Raw genomic sequence first — 17,073 nt, 5'->3', positions numbered from 1 at the left:
ACCCTGGAGAAGTCGACGATCGCCAAGGGCGAGCGCGTCGAGGAGGCCTTGGGCCGGATCGCCGCGTCGACCTCGACGGTCGAGCTGACGCCCAAGGGGCGCGGGCTGGCCCGCGGCCTGTCGTTCGCCGACGCCGACCTCGCCGGGAAGGCCTGTGCTGCGGCGTTCGGGCGGGGCCTGCTGATGGAGACCTCCGGACCGTGCAGCGAGGTCATGAAGATCATGCCGCCGTTGACGGTGACCGACGACGAGCTGGACGAGGGCCTCGCGATCGTCACCGAGGCCGTCCGCAGCGTCACGATGGGAGCGTGAGCACATGATCGTCAGAACCCTCGACGAGATCACCGACACCGACCGCGACGTCAAGACCGAGCACTGGCGCAGCAAGCGCATCGTGCTGGCCGGGGACGGCGTCGGCTTCTCCGTCCACGAGACGGTTCTCGACGCCGGATCGGTCAACGACTTCTGGTACGCGAACCACATCGAGGCCGTCTTCATCACCGAAGGTGAGGGCGAGCTCTACGACAAGGACAACGACGTCACCTACCAGCTGGCGCCGGGCTCGATCTACGTGCTCAACGGCAACGAGCGCCACCAGCTGCGGCCGCGCACGCAGATGCGTACCGTCTGCGTCTTCAACCCACCGGTGACCGGACGGGAGGTGCACGACGAGAACGGCGTGTACCCGCTGATCACCGAAGCCGAGCTCGCGACGCTCGCGGGCGGCGCCGGCACGCCGTCCGACGCCACCACGTCCGGAGAGGCGGAAACACAGAAGGAGGCATCGTGATGACTGCCGTCATCGGCAGCGAGCTCCAGTCGACCGATCGCTACTACACCCGGGTGTCCGATCGTCCTGCGCTCATCGAGCGGACGGAACCGGCGGTGTGGGGCGACCACGCGAGCGCCGGGATGCTCGGTGCGCAGGAGCTGGCGGCCCACGAACGCGACGGTTTCGTGACCGTGCCGCAGCTCCTGACGCCCGACGAGGTCGCCGGCTACGCGGCGGAGCTCGACCGGCTCGCAACGGACCCGGCGGTCCGTGCCGATGACCGCACGATCGTGGAGAAGACCTCGCAGGAGGTCCGTTCGATCTTCGAGGTCCACCGGATCAGCGAGGCGATCGGCAGGCTGGTCGCCGATGAGCGCGTCGCCGGCCGGGCGCGCCAGATCCTGGGTTCCGAGGTCTACGTGCACCAGAGCCGGATCAACTACAAGCCCGGTTTCGGTGGTGGTGGCTTCTACTGGCACTCCGACTTCGAGACCTGGCACGCCGAGGACGGCATGCCGATCCCGCGCGCGGTCAGCATCTCGATCTCGCTGACCGAGAACTACGCGCACAACGGCTGCCTGATGATCATGCCGGGCTCGCACAAGACGTTCGTGTCGTGCGTGGGCGAGACCCCGGCGGAGCACTACCGGGAGTCGCTGAAGGAGCAGGAGATCGGCACGCCCGACCAGGGCAGCCTCACCGCCCTGGCCAACCGGCACGGGATCGCGATGCTGACCGGTCCGGCCGGCTCGGCCACGCTGTTCGACTCCAACTGCATGCACGGCTCCAACAGCAACATCACGCCGTACCCGCGGTCGAACATCTTCATCGTGTTCAACAGCGTGGAGAACCAGATCGTCGAGCCGTACTACGCGCCGTCGCGGCGGCCGGAGTACATCGCGGCCCGGGAGTTCACCCCGGTCTCCAGCTGACCGGACCCGTCCCGCCCCGGCGGCCCCGCCCCACCTCGGTGTGGGCGGGGCCGCCGTCTCGTCGGGGGTCAGCGCACCGGGTGGGAGCCGTCCAGGGGGATCAACGGGGCCAGCTCGGGGCGCTTGGGCAGGTAACCGTCGCCGGTCCGCCGGCCGGATAGTCGCCCCTTGACGTAGGGCATCACGAAATCGCGCACCCAGCGCAGGTCCTCCTGCTGACGGTGCCGCCAGGGGGCGGGCTCGGCGGCGGGCCACGGCGTCCGCCAGTCCTCCGCGACGGGCTCGCCGAGCACCTCGAGCACCCGCAGCGCGACGCGTTCGTGCGCGTCCGGGGTCAGGTGCAGCCGGTCGCGGCCCCACGCCCGGGGGTCGGCGAGTACGTCCATCGCCCACAGGTCCACGACGCGGCAGCCGTGCCGTTCGGCGCTGGCCCGCATGAGCTCGTTGAAGCAGGCCACCCGGCCGCGCAGCCGTCGCAGCAGCAGGTGCATCCGGCCCAGGTCGAACCCGGTGAAGATCAGGACCTCGGCTCCGGTCGCGACGAGCCGGCCGAGTGCGGCGTCGAAACGCGCCACGAGTTCGTCGGTGTCGCACTGGAACCGGATGATGTCGTTGCCGCCGGCGCAGAACGTGATCAGGTCCGGTTTCAGCGCTTCGGCCACCGGGATCTGGTCCTCGACGACCTGATCGAGGAGCTTGCCGCGAACCGCGAGATTCGCGTAGGAGAAGCCGGGGCGTCCGATCGCCAGTCGCTCGGCCAGCCGATCGGCCCAACCGCGGGGTGTCCCGTCGGCGCGCCAGTCGTCGAGGCCCTCGGTGAAGCTGTCGCCGATGGCGACGTAACTGGTCAAGGCACGCACGGCGGCAGCCCCCTTCGTTCACGTCCATGTCACCCGTCGGCCGGGTGATGATCGCTCCAGGATCACCCACCGCTGCCGTTTTGCGCCAGTGGCCGCGATCGGATTGAAGTGATAGGGCACCCTTGCCTCTGTGAGCGCGCGTGAGCCCCGTCCACAGGCCGCCGCGGGAGGAGCGTCCGACCCGGCAGCCGAGCCGACGCTGCGGGAGATCCTGGGGGGCCGGGGCGGTGCCGTGGACGCGTCCGTGCCGGTTGTGGTGTTCGTCGTGGCCTGGCTGGTCGCCGATGCGCTCCGCGCGCCGTCCGCGGTGGGATGGGCGGCGGCCGTGGCCGTGCTGGGCGGGGCCGTGGTCGCGGCCGTCCGTCTCGGGACCGGCACCCGCCCCCGGGCGGTGATCTTCGGCCTGCTCGGAGTGGCCGTGGCCGCGCTGGTCGCGCTCTACACGGGCCGTGCGGTGGACTTCTTCCTGGTCCAGCTCGTCAGCAACGCGGCCAGCGCGCTCGCCTGGACGGTGTCGATCGTGATCCGCTGGCCGTTGCTCGGGCTGGTCGTCGGCGCCGCGCTGGGTCAGGGCGTGCGGTGGCGACGCGACCCGGACCTGCTCCGCGGCTACCGGCGCGCGAGCTGGGTCTGGGTCGGCCAGTACGTCCTGCGGGTGGCGGTCTTCCTGCCGCTCTACTTCGCCGACGCGGTGGCGGCCCTCGGTATCGCCCGGATCGGGCTGACCTGGCCGCTGATCGTGGTGTGTGTGGCGCTCTCCTGGCGGGTGTTGCGCCGGACGCTGCCCCCGGGCCACCCAGGGCTGCGCCACCCCCGGGCCGCTGCAGCAGCACGCGATGGCCGCTAGCATGGTCCGCTTCTGACACGAACGAGTGAGGGCGCTCACTTCCTGTGATCGACTGGTGCGTTTCCTGGATCGACCACGTTGATAACCGGTGAGTGCCCGCCCCGATGCATCGTGAACAGGAGCCATGCGCTACTCGCAGCCCCCTCACCGGTCCTCTGCCCCGCCGACCAGGCCGATCGGTCCGTCCGGTACCGCCGGTCCGTCCGGTCCCACCACCGGCCCTCGCGATCCGTCCGGCACATCCCTCACGTCCGGTCTTCGCGTTCCGTCCGGTTCGCCCGGTGGTTCGACCGGTCCCTCGGAAGGCTCCGCGGCGGAACCCGGGTCGAAGGGCACGGGACTGGGCCTCACGGTCAACAAGCTGCTGGCCGGGGCGGGCGCGGCTGCGACGACCGCCGTCTTCGGGTCCTTCTTCGGTGCCGCGGGCACCGTGACGGGCGCGGCGATCGGCTCCGTGATCACCACCGTCGGCAGCACGCTGTACCAGCACTCGCTCGACCGCACCCGCGAGACCGTCAAGAAGCGGATCAAGCTGCCCAGCGGGCGGACCGTGGAGGTCACCCGCGACGCGAGGACCGGGCTCGACGCGTCCGCGCAGATGACCATCCCGCTGCAGCGGACGTCGTCGGGCGGCCCGCTCCGCCCGGTCGAATCCGCCGAGACGCGTCAGGTCGCTCCCGCGCTCGAGACCTCCGACAACCGGCGGCCGCGCCGGCTGCTGCTGATGGCCGGCGGCACCCTGCTGATCTTCGTTCTGGGGTTGCTGGTCGTGACGGGCGTCGAGTGGGCGAAGGGCTCGCCGCTGTCCGGCGGTGACTCCGGGACCTCGGTGAGCCGGGTACTGGACCGCTCCGCGACGACCAGCAGCGACACCGAGCAGGACACCGGCACCACGGGCAGCACCGAGACCACCAAGGCCCCGAGCTCGGCCGAGCCGAGCGCTGAGGCCACGCCGACCCGGTCCCCGCAGTCCACTTCGCCGAACCCGGCGCGCAGCACCGGAACGCCCGCGCCGTCCGCCGAGCTCGTCCCGCCCGGCGGCTCCGGCAGTTCCGGCAGCTCCGCCGAGCCGGGCACCGAGGGCCAGGGGGGACTGCAGGCGCCGGCGACCCCGGCGCCGGCCCCGCTCGTCGGTAGCGACAGCTGACTGGGCCGATCGGCTGCGCTCTCAGCCGCGCAGCCGATCGGCCAGCACGCGGGCGGCGGCCTGCGGATCCTCGGCCTCGGTGATGGCGCGGACCACCACGATCCGCTCCGCGCCCGCGGCCAGCACCTCGTCGAGCCGGTCGTGGTCGATGCCGCCGATCGCGAACCAGGGCCGGTCGGGCTTGCGGTCCGCAACCGTCCGCACCAGGTCGAGCCCCGGGGCGGGGCGGCCGGGTTTGGTGGGGGTCGGCCAGCACGGGCCGGTGCAGAAGTAGTCCACCCCGGGCTCGTCGGCGGCCGCCGCGGTCTCGCCGGCGCTGTGCGCGGAGCGGCCGATCAGGACCTCGTCGCCGACCACCCGCCGGGCCCACGGCACCGGCAGATCGTCCTGGCCCAGGTGCAGCACGTCCGCCCCGGAGGCCAGGGCCACGTCGGCCCGGTCGTTGACAGCCAGCAGCGCGCCGTGCCGCGCGCAGGCCTCCGCCAGCACCTCCAGCGCGGCGAGCTCCTCGCGCGCCTCCAGCGGGCCGTCGGGGCCCTTGTCACGCAGCTGCACGATGTCGACCCCACCGGCCAGGGCCGCGTCGAGGAACTCGGCCAGGTCGCCGCGGCCCCGCCGGGCGTCGGTGCAGAGGTACAGGCGCGCGTCGTCGAGTCGCGCGCGCCGGGCGTCGCCGTCCAGTCCGGGCATGTCGTCAGACCCTACGGTGCGGTTCGGGAGCGGCGTAGGGTTGCAGGCAGGTGACGCACGGGAGCCCGGTCGTAGCGGGCTGAGAGGGGACGGAACAGGTCCCGACCGTCGAACCTGATCCGGGTCATGCCGGCGCAGGGAGCGGATGGTGATGAGGAACACAACGAACGAACGACTCGTCGTGCTGGGCGGCGGGGTGATCGGGCTCAGCTGTGCGTGGCGTGCGGCACAGGACGGCCGGATGGTCACCCTGCTGGATCCGGCGCCCGGTTCCGGGGCGTCCTGGGTGGCCGGCGGCATGCTCGCACCGGTCACCGAGGCCTGGCCCGGGGAGGAGGACCTGCTCGCGCTCGGTGTCGAGTCGGTGCACCGCTGGCCCGGTTTCGCCGCCGACGTCGGCGAGTCGGCCGGTCGGCCGGCCGGGCTGCGGACCGAGGGCACCGTGGTCGCCGCGACCGGCTCCGGGGACCGCGCCGAACTCGACGCCCTGGCAGCGCACCTCGGCCGGCTCGGCCGGCCGACCGAGCGCCTCTCCGGACGCGAACTGCGCCGCCTCGAGCCCGCGATCGGTCCCGACGTCCGTGGCGGCCTGTCGGTGCCCGACGACCTCGCGGTGGACAACCGCGCCCTGCTCGCCGCCCTGCGCGCGGCGGCGGAGAAGGCCGGTGTCGAGTTCGACCCGCGATCGGCCCGGCAGGTGCGTGAGGACGATGGCCGGGTCACCGGGGTCCACTGCACCGAGGGCGCCGACGTCGACGCGGACCTGGTGCTGGTCTGCGCCGGCGCGTACTCGGCCGGGCTGCACCCCTCGCTCGCCGGCCTGGTCCGGCCGGTCAAGGGGGAGATCCTGCGGCTGGGCCGGCGGCCGGGTGCGCTGCCCGCGCCGCGGCGGACGGTGCGTGCCCTGGTCGACGGCCGGCCGGTCTACGCGGTGCCGCGCCCCGACGACGGGCTCGTCGTCGGGGCCACCCAGGCCGAGACCGGCTTCGACACCGACGTCACCGTGGGCGGGGTGCGCGATCTGCTGCGCGACGTCGAGCGGGTGTTGCCCGGGGTGGCGGAATACGCGCTGCTCGAGGCGGCCGCCGGGCTGCGCCCGGGCAGCCTTGACAACCTGCCGCTGATCGGAGCCCGCGGGCCGGAGGGCCTGCTGGTGGCCACCGGCCACCACCGCAACGGGATGCTGCTGGCACCCGTCACGGCCGACGCCGTGCTGGCCCTGCTGCGGGGGGAGCCGGTGCCGGACCCGGCCCGGGCGGCCGACCCGGCCCGGTTCGCGGCGGCCGACCGGCGCGAACCCGCAAGTGGTTCGTCGGAGAGGAGATAGCGGGTGCACGTGTGGATCAACGGCGAACGCCGTGAGCTGAGCGCGGGGGCGGGGCTGCTCGACGCGCTCGGCGTGCTCGGCGCGCCCCGGACGGGCGTGGCGGTCGCGGTGGACGGCGAGGTGGTTCCCCGGGCCGACTGGCCGTCGACCCGGTTGACCGACGGCGCGCGCATCGAGGTGCTGACCGCGGTGCAGGGAGGGTGAGCATGACCGGCTACAACGACGAACCGCTGGTGATCGGCGGTCGCAAGATCGCCTCTCGTTTGATCATGGGGACCGGCGGGGCGGGGAACCTGGAGATCCTGGAGCGCGCCCTGGTCGCGTCCGGGACCTCGCTCACGACCGTCGCGATGCGCCGGATCGACGCCGCCACCGGCACCGGGGTGCTCGACCTGCTGCGCAGGCTGGGCATCGAGGTGCTGCCGAACACGGCCGGCTGCCGGACCGCGGCGGAGGCCCTGCTGACCGCGCGGCTCGCGCGCGAGGCGCTGGAGACCGACCTGGTCAAGCTCGAGGTCATCGCCGACGAGCGCACCCTGCTGCCCGACCCGATCGAGTTGCTGGACGCGGCCGAGCAACTGGTGGACGACGGGTTCACCGTGCTGCCCTACACCAACGACGACCCGGTGCTGGCCCGCAAGCTGGAGCAGGCCGGGTGCGCCGCGGTGATGCCGCTGGGCTCCCCGATCGGCACCGGGCTGGGCATCCGCAACCCGCACAACATCGAGATGATCGTCGCGCAGTCGGGGGTCCCGGTCGTGCTCGACGCCGGGATCGGCACCGCGTCGGAGGCGGCGGAGGCGATGGAGCTGGGCTGCGACGCCGTGCTGCTCGCCACCGCGGTCACCCGGGCCGGGGACCCGGAGCGGATGGCGCACGCGATGCGGCTCGCGGTGGAGGCCGGTCGTGCGGCCCACGGTGCGGGCCGCATCCCCCGCCGTTACTGGGCGCAGGCCTCCTCCCCGGACCCCGACGCCTGACGCCTCTCGCCCGCAACGGCCGCGGCGGTTGCGGGCGCAGGAGGTCCGGGGCGCCGGTGGCCGGTTCCGCCGTGCCGTCCTCGGGTGCCGCCCGCCGCGGCGCGGGCCTCGTGCCGGCGGGCCGAGGTCAGCAGCGGCGGGGGTCCGGCCGCTCCGCCGCGGAGGGCGGGAGTTCGGCGCCGAGCCGGGCCAGGCCGTCGGCCAGTCCCGCGATCTCCGCCGTGGACCAGTGGGCCAGCCGCCCGCGCCAGGCCTGGCGCCGGGAGTCGGTCACCTCGTCGAGCCGGCGCGCGCCGTGCGGACTCAGCTCCAGCAGGAACGCCCGCCCGTCGGCCGGGTCGGGCCGGCGGACCAGCAGGCCGAGCCGCAGCAGGGCGGAGACCTGGCGGCTCATCGTCGACTTGTCCAGGCCGAACTCGTCGGCCAGATCCACCAGGCGCAGCGGTCCGGCCTGCGCGATCACCAGCAGGATCGCGTAGGCACCCGCATCGACGTCGGGATGGACCTGACCCGCGACCGTGCGCGCGAAACTCCGCGACCGGCGCAGCAGCAGGCTCATCTGCTGCGCGAGCCGGTCGACCTGCGCATCGTGGTCGCGCTGGGCGTCGGTCGGCCCCTCGATCGGCCGGGCCGGGTCCATGACCGAGACCCTATCGAGATCCCGCCCGGGTCTGCGGACCGTGGGGAGTGGATCAGTCCCCGGCCGCGGGTTCGGCCTGCACGTCCGGCTCGGCGACGGGGACGACCCCGGCCCGGTGCCGCCGGGCCAGCTCCCGATAGGTCTGCGGGTTGTTGCGCACCCACCAGCTCGCCGACTCGCTCAGCGGCCCCTTCACCGCGGCGACGGCACCGAGTACGAGCTGCTCGTCGGGCACGACGCGCTTCGGGGGAACGGTGGCCCCCGCCCCGATCAGGCAGCGGGCGCCGATCAGGGCGCCGTCCTGGATCGTCGCCCCGTTGCCGACGACGGTCTCCGCGCCGATCACGCAGCCGTGCACGACGCACAGGTGCCCGATCGTCGCGCCCGGCCCCACCTCGGTGATCGGGTCGGTGCCGCCGTGCAGCACCGATCCGTCCTGCACGTTGGCGCCGGCCCGCACGATGATCGGTCCGAAGTCGGCGCGCAGCACGGCGTTGTACCAGATCGAGGCCTCCGCCTCGACCCGCACATCGCCGACGAGGGTGGCGGTGGGAGCGATCCAGGCGTCCGGATGCACGGTCGGGGCGACACCGTCGAGGGAGAACAGCGGCATGCCGGGGAGCCTGCCATCCGGGCTAGGACGCGGCGCGTTCGGCGCGCAGGGCGGCGAGCTCCGCGCGCAGCTCGCGGATCTCGGCCAGGATCTCCCGGTTCGCGACCTGCTCCTCGGCGGCGTGCTCGGCCTCCTCGGCGCGCACCTCCGCGAGCACCTCCTGCTCCATCGCGTTGACGACCACGGCGATGAACAGGTTCAGCACCATGAACGACGAGATCAGGATGTAGATCACGAAGAAGATCCAGGACAGCGGCATCGTGTCCATCAGCTCCCGGGCGATGTCCGGCCAGCCTTCACCGGTCATCGTCTGGAACAGGGTGAACAGCGTCGTGCCGAGGTCGCCGAAGTTCTCCGGTGACGCGGCGCCGAACAGCTTTGTGCCCATCACGCCGGCGACGTAGAGGATCAGCGCGAGCAGGGCCGCGATGGACGTCATGCCGGGCACCGCCCGCAGCAGACCGTCGATGACCCGGCGCATGCTCGGCACGATCGAGACCAGCCGCAGCACCCGGAGGATCCGCAGCGCGCGCAGCACGGCGAACGGGCCGGACGTCGGCAGCAGCGCGATCGCCACGATGGCGAAGTCGAACACGTTCCACGGGTCGCGCCAGTACCGACGGCCGTGCGCGACCAGCCGCAGCCCGATGTCGACGACGAAGAGGATCAGTGCCAGCTGGTCGACGGCCTGCAGCAGCCCGCCGATCACCCCGGTCACGGCCGGGGAGGTCTCCAGGCCGAGGGTGATCGCGTTGATCACGATCACGGTGATCACCGCGGGCTGGAACGCCGGGTGATCGACGATCCGCAGCGCTGTCCGACGGGTCCTCTTGATCACCGCGACGAGACTACTGTCGGCTTCACACCACCCGGTGGCGGTATCTCGGGCCCCGGTCCGGCGCGCCGCCCCGGCCCGCGCACGGGGATCGGTCAGTCTGGCCGGATCCACGGTGCAGGAGGGCAGGGGGACCGACGGTGCGGATCATCGGGTGGGCGAGGGCCCTGCGGACGGGATGTGCACTGCTGCTCGGGGCAGCGCTGGCCGGGTGCGCCGGCGACGGCGGCGCAGCGGACCGGTCCATCCCGGCCGGCTCCGGACCGCCGGCGGCCGGGGCGAGCGCCGACCCCGCCGCGTCGCGGGCGCTGGCGATCTACTACGTCGGCGACACCGCCGCCGGCTTCCGGCTGTTCCGTGAGTTCCGCTCGGTGCCGACCGGCGACCCCGGCAGCGACGCGGTGCGGCAGATGCTCGCGACGCCCGCGGCCGACCCCGACTACCGCTCGCAGTGGCCCGCGGGCACCCGGCTGCTGTCCCCGGTCACCCGCGCCGACGGCGTCATCACCGTGGACCTGTCGGCCGAGGCGGCCGGCCCGGCCCAGGTCGGCGCCGAGCTGGCCGAGCTCACCGTGCAGCAGTTGGTCTTCACCGTGCAGGCGGCGCTGCAGGCCACCGACCCGGTGCGTGTGCTCGTCGGCGGGGAGCCGGTCGCGGAGCTCTGGGGGCATGTCGCACTCGCCGATCCCGTCGCCCGGGCGGACCAGTACGCCGTGCGCTCTCCGGTGCAGATCGACTCCCCGGCCCACGGCGCGACGGCCGGGCCGGAGGTCACGGTGACCGGGGAGGCCGCCGTCTTCGAGGCGACGGTTCCGTGGGAGGTGCGTCGTGACGGGGTGGTGGTCCGGTCGGGGTTCGCCACGTCGCAGGAGGGCCAGCGGTTCAGCCCGTTCCGGTTCACCGTCGCGCTCGAGCCGGGGGAGTACGAGATCCGGGTGACCGAGGACGATCCGTCGGGCGGGGAGGGCCGGCCGCCGCTCTCGGACACCAAGCAGGTCACGGTCACCCGTTGAGGCGGCCCGCCGCGTCCGGGTGGGAGCGCGGTGGCCGCAGCCCCAGCGTCGCCAGCTCCAGCATGGCGAGCCGGTGCACCACCTCCCGGTCGTCGCGGCGCCACGCCTCGACCGGGTCGGGCGCGACGGCGAGCAGCCGGTCGGTCGGGTGCCGGGCCAGCGCGCGCAGCGCGAGCAGGTCCGTACCCGTCTCGCGGGCGGCGACCGCCGAGCCGGCCGTGCGGGCGTAGCGCAGCCGCATCGGCAGCCAGATCAGCAGCACCGGTAGCGCCCCGAGCAGCACGACGAGGACCCCGGCCCCGGTCGCGAGGGCGGTGACGCTCTCGACCTGTTGGTGGCCCGACCGGGCCAGGGCCTCGCCGGCCGCGGACGCGGCACCGAGGGCGCGGGAGACGTCGTCACCGACGAGCGGGATGCCGGCCACGGTCCGCGCCGCGCCGTCGAACGCGCCGTGGATCTCCTCGCCCGCATCGGCGAGGGTGCGGGCGGGGGCCCCCAGCCCGATCACGAGGTCGTGGGCGGCGACCCCGAGCACCACCCACAGCACGAACCAGCCGATCGCGACGACGTCGGCCAACAGCTGCCGGGCGGCCCGCGCGGGGCGCTCCGCGTAGAACCGCATGCGGCCCCACGGTAGGGCCGCCGGGGGGCGATCGCCCGGCCACCCCACCCGCGCCACCGGGCCACCGCGGCCGGGCGGCGCTACAGCAACCCGAGCTTGGTGGCCGCGTACACGGCCTCGGCGCGGCGCGACACCATCAGCTTGCGCATCAGGTTGCCGACGTGGAACTTCACCGTGGTCTCGGAGATGAACAGCTCCGCGCCGATCGCCCGGTTCGACAGGCCCCGGGCCAGCAGCCGCAGCACGTCCAGCTCGCGCTCGGTGAGCCGCTCGCGTTCGGGCACCCCGCCCGACAGCGAGCGCACCATCGCCGAGGCGCTGCGCGCGTCGAACGCGCTCTCCCCGCGCGACACCGCCCGGATCGCGCGCACCAACTCGGTGGTGTCCACGTCCTTGACCACGTAACCGCGCGCCCCGGCCTGCACCGACTCCACGACGAGCCGGTCCTCGGCGAACGTGGTGAGCACGAGGACCCCGAGCCCGGGGTGCGCCGCGCACAGCCGGCGGCAGACGTCCAGCCCGTCGGTCTGCGGGCCGGCGGTGAGCTTGAGATCGAGCAGCACGACGTGCGGCCGCGAGGCCGCGACGGCGGCGATCGCGTCGGAGGGCGTTCCCGCCTCGCCGACCACCCGCAGGTCGTCCTCGCGTTCCAGCACGGCGCGCAGGCCCTGGCGCATGATCGAATGATCGTCGACCAGGACGATCCGTACCGGCATCGGCCGGGTGCGCCCGGTCGCGACGGAGATCGGGCTCCGTGCGCTGCTCATCGCCTCGTCCCCTCGGTGCTCTCTGCCCGGTCCTGCGGCCGGGCCTCGGTGCTGCCGGGGCCGCCGGTCGCGCCGGCCCCGGTGGAACCGCCACGGCCTGGCCGACCGGCCTCGGGTGCGCGGTCGCAGCCGGGCACCGGGATCTCGACCTGCACCTGCAGGCCACCCAGCCGGGCCCGGCGGAAGGTCAGCGACCCGCCCATCTCGCGCGCCCGGGCCTGCATGTTGAGCAGCCCCCGGTGCTCCCCGGACGGACCGGCGAGGCCGGCGGCCCGCAGGCTGCGGCGTACCTCCTCGGGGCTGCCACGACCGTCGTCGGAGATCGTCAGCCGGACCTGATCGCAGCGGTAGGCCAGACGGACCACCGCACGTCCGGCCTCGGCGTGCACCGCTGTGTTGAACAGTGCCTCGCCCGCGATCCGGAACAGCGACTGCTCGGTCTCGGCCGGCAGCGCGACCGGCTTGCCCCCGATCCGCACCTCGACGCGCAGCTCGTCGGGCATGTGCACGGTGGACAGGCGCCGCAGCATCGCGGGCAGGTCCTTGTCGGCACACCCGTCGTCGTTGAGCGCGTAGATCGCCGACCGGAGCTGCTCGACGGCCCTGCGGGTCAGGTCCTTGGCGGTGTCGAGCTGGGCGCGCAGCCGTGGATCGTCGATCTCGGAGCGGCACAGCTCGATGTGCATGCCCGCCGACAGCGCGTACTGGGTGACGCTGTCGTGCAGCTCGCGTGCGATCCGGTGCCGCTCGACGTCGAGCACCTCGCGCTGGCGGGCCGCGCCGAGCTCCTGCTGGGTGCGCTCCAGCTCGGCGTTGCGCTGCTTCAGGTCGTCGGCCTGCCGGGCGGTACGCGCGTAGAGCCGCTCCGAGTGGTCCAGCAGCGCGCAGTTCTGCAGCGCCGCGGCGGTCTGCCCGGCGAGGATGCGCAGCACCGAGTTGTCGGTCTCGTCGATCTCGCGGTCCGGCGGGGTCCAGGCGACGAACCCGCCGACCGTGCGGCCGTCGAGGCGGATCGGGATGTGCCGGTGCCGCCGGGTCGTCTCGGGGTCGTGGTCGGGCCCGTCCTCCACGGCCCGGCCGGCGCAGATCTGCCGGACGTGGTGGCGCACGGCGCCGGGCACGTGGTCCAGGCTCGGCCACTCGACGCCGTCCGGGCCGAGGACGAGATGGCGCGGCCGGGAGTCCGGGAGCGCGCCGTCCAGCAGCGCGAACACGACCCAGTCGGCGGACAGGTGGTCGGCCGCGGCCTCGACCACCGCCCGTACCAGCGCCTCGGACCCCTCCATGGTGCGCACGAGCGCTGCGGAGATCCGGTCGAGGGCGAGGATGACCCGGCGCAACCGCTCGGCGGAGACCCGGTACTCGGGGTAGTAGGACGGTTTGCCCGAGCGCAGCCCGGTCAGCGCGTCGAGGTCGGGACCGTGCGCCATCGAGGCGGCGCGGTGCCCGGCGGCACGCTGGCCGCCTCTCCGGGGAGGCCAGGGCGCGGTGGTCACCGGACGCCGGTCGGAGTGGGTCGCACGACGGCAGCGCTCACAGGGCCGCCCGGAACAGGTCGGCGACCTCGTCCGCCGACGCCGGACGCGGGTTCGTGGTCAGGCAGGCGTCGCCGAGGGTGAGCTGGCTCAGCCGCGGGATGTCCTCGGCTGTGACGCCGAGGGCGCTCAACCCCTTGGGCACGCCCACCTCGTCGCCCAGCGCGCGGATCGCCTCGGCCACCATCTCGACCGCCTCCTCGGGCGGGGCACCCGTGACGGGCAGACCCATCGCCTGCGCGATCGGCACGAACCGCTCCGGCGTGGCGGCGCCGTTGAAGCGGATCACGTGCGGCAGCAGCACGCCGTTGATCACCCCGTGCGGCAGGTCCAGCATGCCGCCGACCTGGTGGCTCATCGCGTGGGTGGCGCCGAGGATCGCGTTGGTGAAGGCGAGCCCGGCCTCCAGCGCGGCCTGTGCCATCGCCGAGCGGGCGGCACCGTCGTCGGGCCGGTGCATGGTCCGTGCGAGGTTGGCGTTGACCATCGAGACGGCCTGCAGCGCGTGGTGGTCGGTGAGCGGGCCGTGCGCCAGCGAGACGAAGGCCTCGATGCCGTGGGTCAGCGCGTCCAGCCCGGTCGCGGCGTTGAGCCACTCCGGCATCGTGACCAGCAGCCGCGGATCGATCACCGAGACGTCCGGGACCAGCGCCCGGCCCATGATCGTGATCTTCGTGTTGCGCTCGGTGTCGGTGACGATGCAGAACTGGGAGACGTCCGCGCCGGTGCCGGACGTCGACGGCATCATGATCATCGGCGGGATCGGGTTCGCGATCTTGTCGATGCCCTCGTAGTCGAGGATGCGGCCCCCGTTCGCGGCCAGCAGCGCGACACCCTTGGCCGCGTCGATCACCGAACCGCCACCGATGCCGAGCACCACGTCGCAGTTGGCCGCGACGTAACGCTGGTAGCCGTCCTCGATCTCGTGGTCCTTGGGGTTGGGCGTGACGTCGAGCCACAGCTGCGGCGCCAGTCCGGCCAGCCGGAGCTGGGCGAGCAGCTCGGTGGGCCAGCCCGCCTCGGCGAGTCCCGGATCGGTCACCACGAACGGACGGCGGGCGCCCAGCCGGGCCGCCGCGTGCGCCGCCTCCGGCAGCGAGTTCGGACCGAAGACGATCTCCGGCGCGTGGAACTTGGACAGCCGCGGGTGCGGCACGCCGGAGGCCGGTTCGGGAAGCGGCCCGCCCACCCGCCGGTGCTCCAGAAGGACCGTCTCGCCGGCCCGTCGAGCCTCGTTGACGAGGACCACGTTGCCCTCCAGTTGCAGACCATCCGACGCCGTCCGCTCGCGCGGGTGCGCGATCCGCGCTGACCAGGCTACAAGAGCGGACGTGTGCCGCGCGCCTCTCGGGGACCGCTCGGTGGGACCGGACGGACCTCCGGTCGGGGGTGTCGCACCTGCGTCCGGCCGAACGCGGAGCGGGACGTCGCAGATCCCTTCGCGGGGCGCCCGGCACGCCGAGCCCGGGTCACCGGAACGGGACCGCCCCGGAGGTGAGGACGCCACCTGCCCGTCCGGGTAGGTGGCGTCCTCGGACCGCTCAATGGCTGTGGATCGGCCCTTCACGGCTGGCCAGGTGCGCCCCGCTGCCGCCCCAGTGCTGGGCGATCATCTCCGCGGCGATGGACACCGCGGTCTCCTCGGGGGTCCGGGCGCCGAGGTCCAGACCGATCGGACTCGACATCCGGGACAGCTCCTCCTCGGTCAGGCCGGCCTCGACCAGCCGGGCGAGCCTGTCGTCGTGGGTGCGCCGCGAGCCCATCGCGCCGATGTAGGCCACCTCGGGCAGCCGCAGCGCGACCTCGAGCACCGGGACGTCGAACTTCGGGTCGTGGGTGAGCACGCAGATCACCGTGCGCTTGTCGATCCGGCCGGCCTCGGCCTCGGCCTTGAGGTAGCGGTGCGGCCACTCCACGACGACCTCGTTCGCGCCGGGGAACCGGCTGGCCGTCGCGAACACCGGGCGGGCGTCGCAGACCGTGACCCGGTAGCCGAGGAAGGTGCCCATCTTGGCCACCGCGGCAGCGAAGTCGATCGCCCCGAAGACGATCATGCGGGGCGGCGGGGCGAAGGACTCCACGAACACGTCGAGGCCCTCGCCGCGGCGCTGGCCGTCGACGCCGTAGTGGAGCATCGCGTTCCGGCCGACGTCGAGCAGGCCGCGGGCGTCATCGTGGATCGCGTCGTCGAGCCGGGACGAGCCGGAGCTGCCGTCGATCCGATCGGGCCACACGATGAGCCGCTTGCCGAGCCGTTCCTCCGGACCCGCCACGATGGTCGCGACCGCGACCGGGGACTCCGACCGCACCGCCTCCGCGACCTGGCCGAGCTGGGTGAAGGTCTCGGGGGAGACCTTCTCCACGAAGATGTCGAGGATGCCGCCACAGGTCAGGCCGACCGCGAACGCGTCGTCGTCGGAGACGCCGTAGCGCTGCAGCACCGGCCGGCCGTCCTTCAGGACCCCCTCGCCGAGTTCGTAGACCGCGCCCTCGACGCACCCGCCGGAGACGCTGCCGACGGCCTCGCCACCCGGCCCGACGAGCATCGAGGCCCCCGGCTGCCGTGGCGCCGAACGGAACGTGCCGACCACCGTGGCCAGCGCCGCCGGCTCGCCGTTCTTCCACCAGCCCTCGAGCTGGTCCATCACGTCACGCATCCCGCACCACCTTGAGCAGTTTCTCCAGCGTGTCCAGACTGTGCCCGGCCAACAGATCGTCCAAGTACGGCAACGCGGCGACTATTCCACCCTGCACGGGTGCATAGCCGTCCTTGCCCGCGTGCGGGTTCACCCAGACCACGCGGTGGGCGAGCCGGCGGAGCCTTTCCATCTGGCCGGCCAGCAGATCCGGCTCGCCGCGCTCCCAGCCGTCGGAGAAGACCACGACGACGGCGCGGCGGGCTGCCCCGCGCTGACCCCAGCGGTCGATGAACGCGCGCAGCACCTCACCCAGCCGGGTCCCGCCCGACCAGTCGGGGATCGCGTTGCTCGCCGCGGAGAGCGCGTGCTCGGCGTCGCGCATGCGCAGCTCCCGGGTGACCCGGGTGAGCCGGGTGCCCAGCGTGAACGCCTCCACCGACGCCGGCGAGCGGCGGACCACGACGTGGGCGAAGCGCAGCAGCGAGTCGGCGTAGGGCTCCATCGAGCCCGACACGTCGACGAGCAGCACCACCTTGCGGGGCCGCCGCGAGCGGTCCCGGCGGCGCAGTTCGCGCAGCTCACCCTCGTTGCGCAGGGCCGCACGCAAGGTCCGCCCGGGGTCGGGCTCGCCGTGGCGGGAGGCCCGGCGGCGCCGCGACGACCGTGTCGGTGGCTCGGGCCGCAGCAGCGCGAACAGCCGGCGCAGGTGCTCGCGCTCGACCGGGGTGAGCTCGGCGAGGTCGTGGTGCCGCAACACCTCGGTCCCGCTCGCCGCGGCCTTGATCTCCAGGCCCTGCTCGTCGTCGTCCCCGCCGGACTGGGGCGCCGACGGGGTGAGGGAGGCGAGCTTCGGG

At 73.7% G+C, this 17,073-nt stretch carries 18 protein-coding genes, 2 pseudogenes and 1 riboswitch; of the genes and pseudogenes, 9 read left to right on the top strand and 11 right to left on the bottom strand.

The window, feature by feature from the left end:
- From HF519_RS25035 to thpD, 3 genes and pseudogenes are all read left to right on the top strand, one after another.
- Positions 1 to 312 (top strand): annotated as a pseudogene (locus HF519_RS25035) (diaminobutyrate--2-oxoglutarate transaminase); the annotation flags it as partial.
- Between the two features lie 4 nt (positions 313 to 316).
- Positions 317 to 706, top strand: a pseudogene (locus tag HF519_RS25030) (ectoine synthase); the annotation flags it as partial.
- A gap of 83 nt (positions 707 to 789) precedes the next feature.
- Entirely contained in the window at positions 790 to 1,704 is a 915-nt protein-coding gene (thpD, locus tag HF519_RS25025) for an ectoine hydroxylase (RefSeq protein ID WP_169415453.1), read from the top strand.
- Between the two features lie 68 nt (positions 1,705 to 1,772).
- Here thpD and HF519_RS25020 read toward each other — a convergent pair whose 3' ends face one another.
- Complete coding sequence (locus tag HF519_RS25020; protein ID WP_169415452.1) at positions 1,773 to 2,564, bottom strand: SGNH/GDSL hydrolase family protein; 792 nt, start codon at positions 2,562 to 2,564, stop codon at positions 1,773 to 1,775.
- A gap of 130 nt (positions 2,565 to 2,694) precedes the next feature.
- Here HF519_RS25020 and HF519_RS25015 point away from each other — a divergent pair, with 130 nt between their 5' ends.
- Together HF519_RS25015 and HF519_RS25010 are read left to right on the top strand one after the other, a co-directional pair.
- The gene (locus HF519_RS25015) at positions 2,695 to 3,411 is read left to right on the top strand and encodes a DUF3159 domain-containing protein (protein WP_312860334.1); all 717 of its coding nucleotides are present in this window, start codon (positions 2,695 to 2,697) and stop codon (positions 3,409 to 3,411) included.
- Positions 3,412 to 3,865: 454 nt separating this feature from the next.
- On the top strand, positions 3,866 to 4,558 hold the full coding sequence (locus HF519_RS25010) for a hypothetical protein (RefSeq protein ID WP_169415451.1): 693 nt from the start codon (positions 3,866 to 3,868) through the stop codon (positions 4,556 to 4,558).
- Positions 4,559 to 4,579: 21 nt separating this feature from the next.
- Here the strand turns inward: HF519_RS25010 and thiE are convergent, their stop codons facing one another.
- On the bottom strand, positions 4,580 to 5,248 hold the full coding sequence (gene thiE / locus HF519_RS25005; RefSeq protein ID WP_169415450.1) for a thiamine phosphate synthase: 669 nt from the start codon (positions 5,246 to 5,248) through the stop codon (positions 4,580 to 4,582).
- Positions 5,249 to 5,295: 47 nt separating this feature from the next.
- A riboswitch (TPP riboswitch) is annotated at positions 5,296 to 5,406 on the top strand.
- Between thiE and thiO the strand changes: the two genes are divergently transcribed.
- The 3 genes from thiO to HF519_RS24990 all read left to right on the top strand — a co-directional run bounded on the left by thiO (position 5,400) and on the right by HF519_RS24990 (position 7,555).
- Positions 5,400 to 6,575 (top strand): glycine oxidase ThiO, encoded by a 1,176-nt coding sequence (gene thiO / locus HF519_RS25000; protein WP_169415449.1) that lies wholly within the window; start codon positions 5,400 to 5,402, stop codon positions 6,573 to 6,575. It overlaps the preceding riboswitch by 7 nt.
- A gap of 3 nt (positions 6,576 to 6,578) precedes the next feature.
- Positions 6,579 to 6,779, top strand: a complete 201-nt coding sequence (thiS, locus tag HF519_RS24995; protein ID WP_169415448.1) for a sulfur carrier protein ThiS — start codon at positions 6,579 to 6,581, stop codon at positions 6,777 to 6,779.
- A 2-nt stretch (positions 6,780 to 6,781) separates the two neighbouring features.
- Positions 6,782 to 7,555 carry a thiazole synthase gene (locus HF519_RS24990; protein WP_169415447.1) on the top strand — a complete coding sequence of 258 codons (774 nt, stop codon included), beginning with the start codon at positions 6,782 to 6,784 and terminating at the stop codon, positions 7,553 to 7,555.
- Positions 7,556 to 7,682: 127 nt separating this feature from the next.
- Here the strand turns inward: HF519_RS24990 and HF519_RS24985 are convergent, their stop codons facing one another.
- Genes HF519_RS24985 through HF519_RS24975 form a run of 3 tightly spaced genes read right to left on the bottom strand, consistent with a single transcriptional unit; the run spans position 7,683 to position 9,646 of the window.
- Positions 7,683 to 8,195: a MarR family winged helix-turn-helix transcriptional regulator gene (locus tag HF519_RS24985; protein ID WP_169415446.1), complete on the bottom strand. Its 513-nt coding sequence runs from the start codon at positions 8,193 to 8,195 to the stop codon at positions 7,683 to 7,685.
- A gap of 52 nt (positions 8,196 to 8,247) precedes the next feature.
- The gene (locus HF519_RS24980) at positions 8,248 to 8,808 is read right to left on the bottom strand and encodes a gamma carbonic anhydrase family protein (protein WP_169415445.1); all 561 of its coding nucleotides are present in this window, start codon (positions 8,806 to 8,808) and stop codon (positions 8,248 to 8,250) included.
- Between the two features lie 22 nt (positions 8,809 to 8,830).
- Positions 8,831 to 9,646, bottom strand: coding sequence for an ion transporter (locus tag HF519_RS24975; RefSeq protein ID WP_169415444.1), 816 nt, complete (start codon positions 9,644 to 9,646; stop codon positions 8,831 to 8,833).
- 137 nt (positions 9,647 to 9,783) lie between these two features.
- Here HF519_RS24975 and HF519_RS24970 point away from each other — a divergent pair, with 137 nt between their 5' ends.
- Positions 9,784 to 10,656, top strand: a complete 873-nt coding sequence (locus HF519_RS24970) for a Gmad2 immunoglobulin-like domain-containing protein (protein WP_169415443.1) — start codon at positions 9,784 to 9,786, stop codon at positions 10,654 to 10,656.
- Here the strand turns inward: HF519_RS24970 and HF519_RS24965 are convergent.
- From HF519_RS24965 to HF519_RS24940, 6 genes are all read right to left on the bottom strand, one after another.
- The gene (locus HF519_RS24965; RefSeq protein WP_169415442.1) at positions 10,646 to 11,278 is read right to left on the bottom strand and encodes a hypothetical protein; all 633 of its coding nucleotides are present in this window, start codon (positions 11,276 to 11,278) and stop codon (positions 10,646 to 10,648) included. The genes HF519_RS24970 and HF519_RS24965 overlap by 11 nt on opposite strands.
- Before the next feature lie 80 nt (positions 11,279 to 11,358).
- Positions 11,359 to 12,045, bottom strand: a complete 687-nt coding sequence (locus HF519_RS24960; RefSeq protein ID WP_169415441.1) for a MadR family response regulator transcription factor — start codon at positions 12,043 to 12,045, stop codon at positions 11,359 to 11,361.
- Positions 12,042 to 13,541 carry a MadS family sensor histidine kinase gene (locus HF519_RS24955; RefSeq protein ID WP_312860333.1) on the bottom strand — a complete coding sequence of 500 codons (1,500 nt, stop codon included), beginning with the start codon at positions 13,539 to 13,541 and terminating at the stop codon, positions 12,042 to 12,044. Before HF519_RS24955 ends, HF519_RS24960 begins: the two co-directional genes overlap by 4 nt.
- 37 nt (positions 13,542 to 13,578) lie before the next feature.
- Complete coding sequence (locus HF519_RS24950) at positions 13,579 to 14,829, bottom strand: iron-containing alcohol dehydrogenase (RefSeq protein ID WP_169415440.1); 1,251 nt, start codon at positions 14,827 to 14,829, stop codon at positions 13,579 to 13,581.
- A 292-nt stretch (positions 14,830 to 15,121) separates the two neighbouring features.
- Positions 15,122 to 16,237, bottom strand: coding sequence for an XdhC family protein (locus tag HF519_RS24945; RefSeq protein ID WP_169415439.1), 1,116 nt, complete (start codon positions 16,235 to 16,237; stop codon positions 15,122 to 15,124).
- Positions 16,230 to 17,073: vWA domain-containing protein (locus HF519_RS24940; RefSeq protein WP_169415438.1), on the bottom strand; the 844-nt coding region annotated here is incomplete at its 5' end. The genes HF519_RS24945 and HF519_RS24940, both read right to left, overlap by 8 nt.

The sequence above is a fragment of the Pseudonocardia bannensis genome, from assembly GCF_012911875.1.
GTDB classification, from domain to species: Bacteria; Actinomycetota; Actinomycetes; order Mycobacteriales; family Pseudonocardiaceae; genus Pseudonocardia; species Pseudonocardia bannensis.
Note: the sequence above shows the minus strand (reverse complement) of the source record. Positions and strands in the feature narration are given on the sequence as shown.

What these genes read in the sequence shown, in the direction of transcription:
- thpD (WP_169415453.1), top strand. Translation starts at nt 790, where the DNA reads ATGACTGCCGTCATCGGCAGCGAGCTCCAGTCGACCGATCGCTACTAC.
- thiE (WP_169415450.1), bottom strand. Translation starts at nt 5,248, where the DNA reads ATGCCCGGACTGGACGGCGACGCCCGGCGCGCGCGACTCGACGACGCG.
- thiO (WP_169415449.1), top strand. Translation starts at nt 5,400, where the DNA reads ATGAGGAACACAACGAACGAACGACTCGTCGTGCTGGGCGGCGGGGTG.
- HF519_RS24990 (WP_169415447.1), top strand. Translation starts at nt 6,782, where the DNA reads ATGACCGGCTACAACGACGAACCGCTGGTGATCGGCGGTCGCAAGATC.
- HF519_RS24985 (WP_169415446.1), bottom strand. Translation starts at nt 8,195, where the DNA reads ATGGACCCGGCCCGGCCGATCGAGGGGCCGACCGACGCCCAGCGCGAC.
- HF519_RS24980 (WP_169415445.1), bottom strand. Translation starts at nt 8,808, where the DNA reads ATGCCGCTGTTCTCCCTCGACGGTGTCGCCCCGACCGTGCATCCGGAC.
- HF519_RS24965 (WP_169415442.1), bottom strand. Translation starts at nt 11,278, where the DNA reads ATGCGGTTCTACGCGGAGCGCCCCGCGCGGGCCGCCCGGCAGCTGTTG.
- HF519_RS24960 (WP_169415441.1), bottom strand. Translation starts at nt 12,045, where the DNA reads ATGAGCAGCGCACGGAGCCCGATCTCCGTCGCGACCGGGCGCACCCGG.
- HF519_RS24945 (WP_169415439.1), bottom strand. Translation starts at nt 16,237, where the DNA reads ATGCGTGACGTGATGGACCAGCTCGAGGGCTGGTGGAAGAACGGCGAG.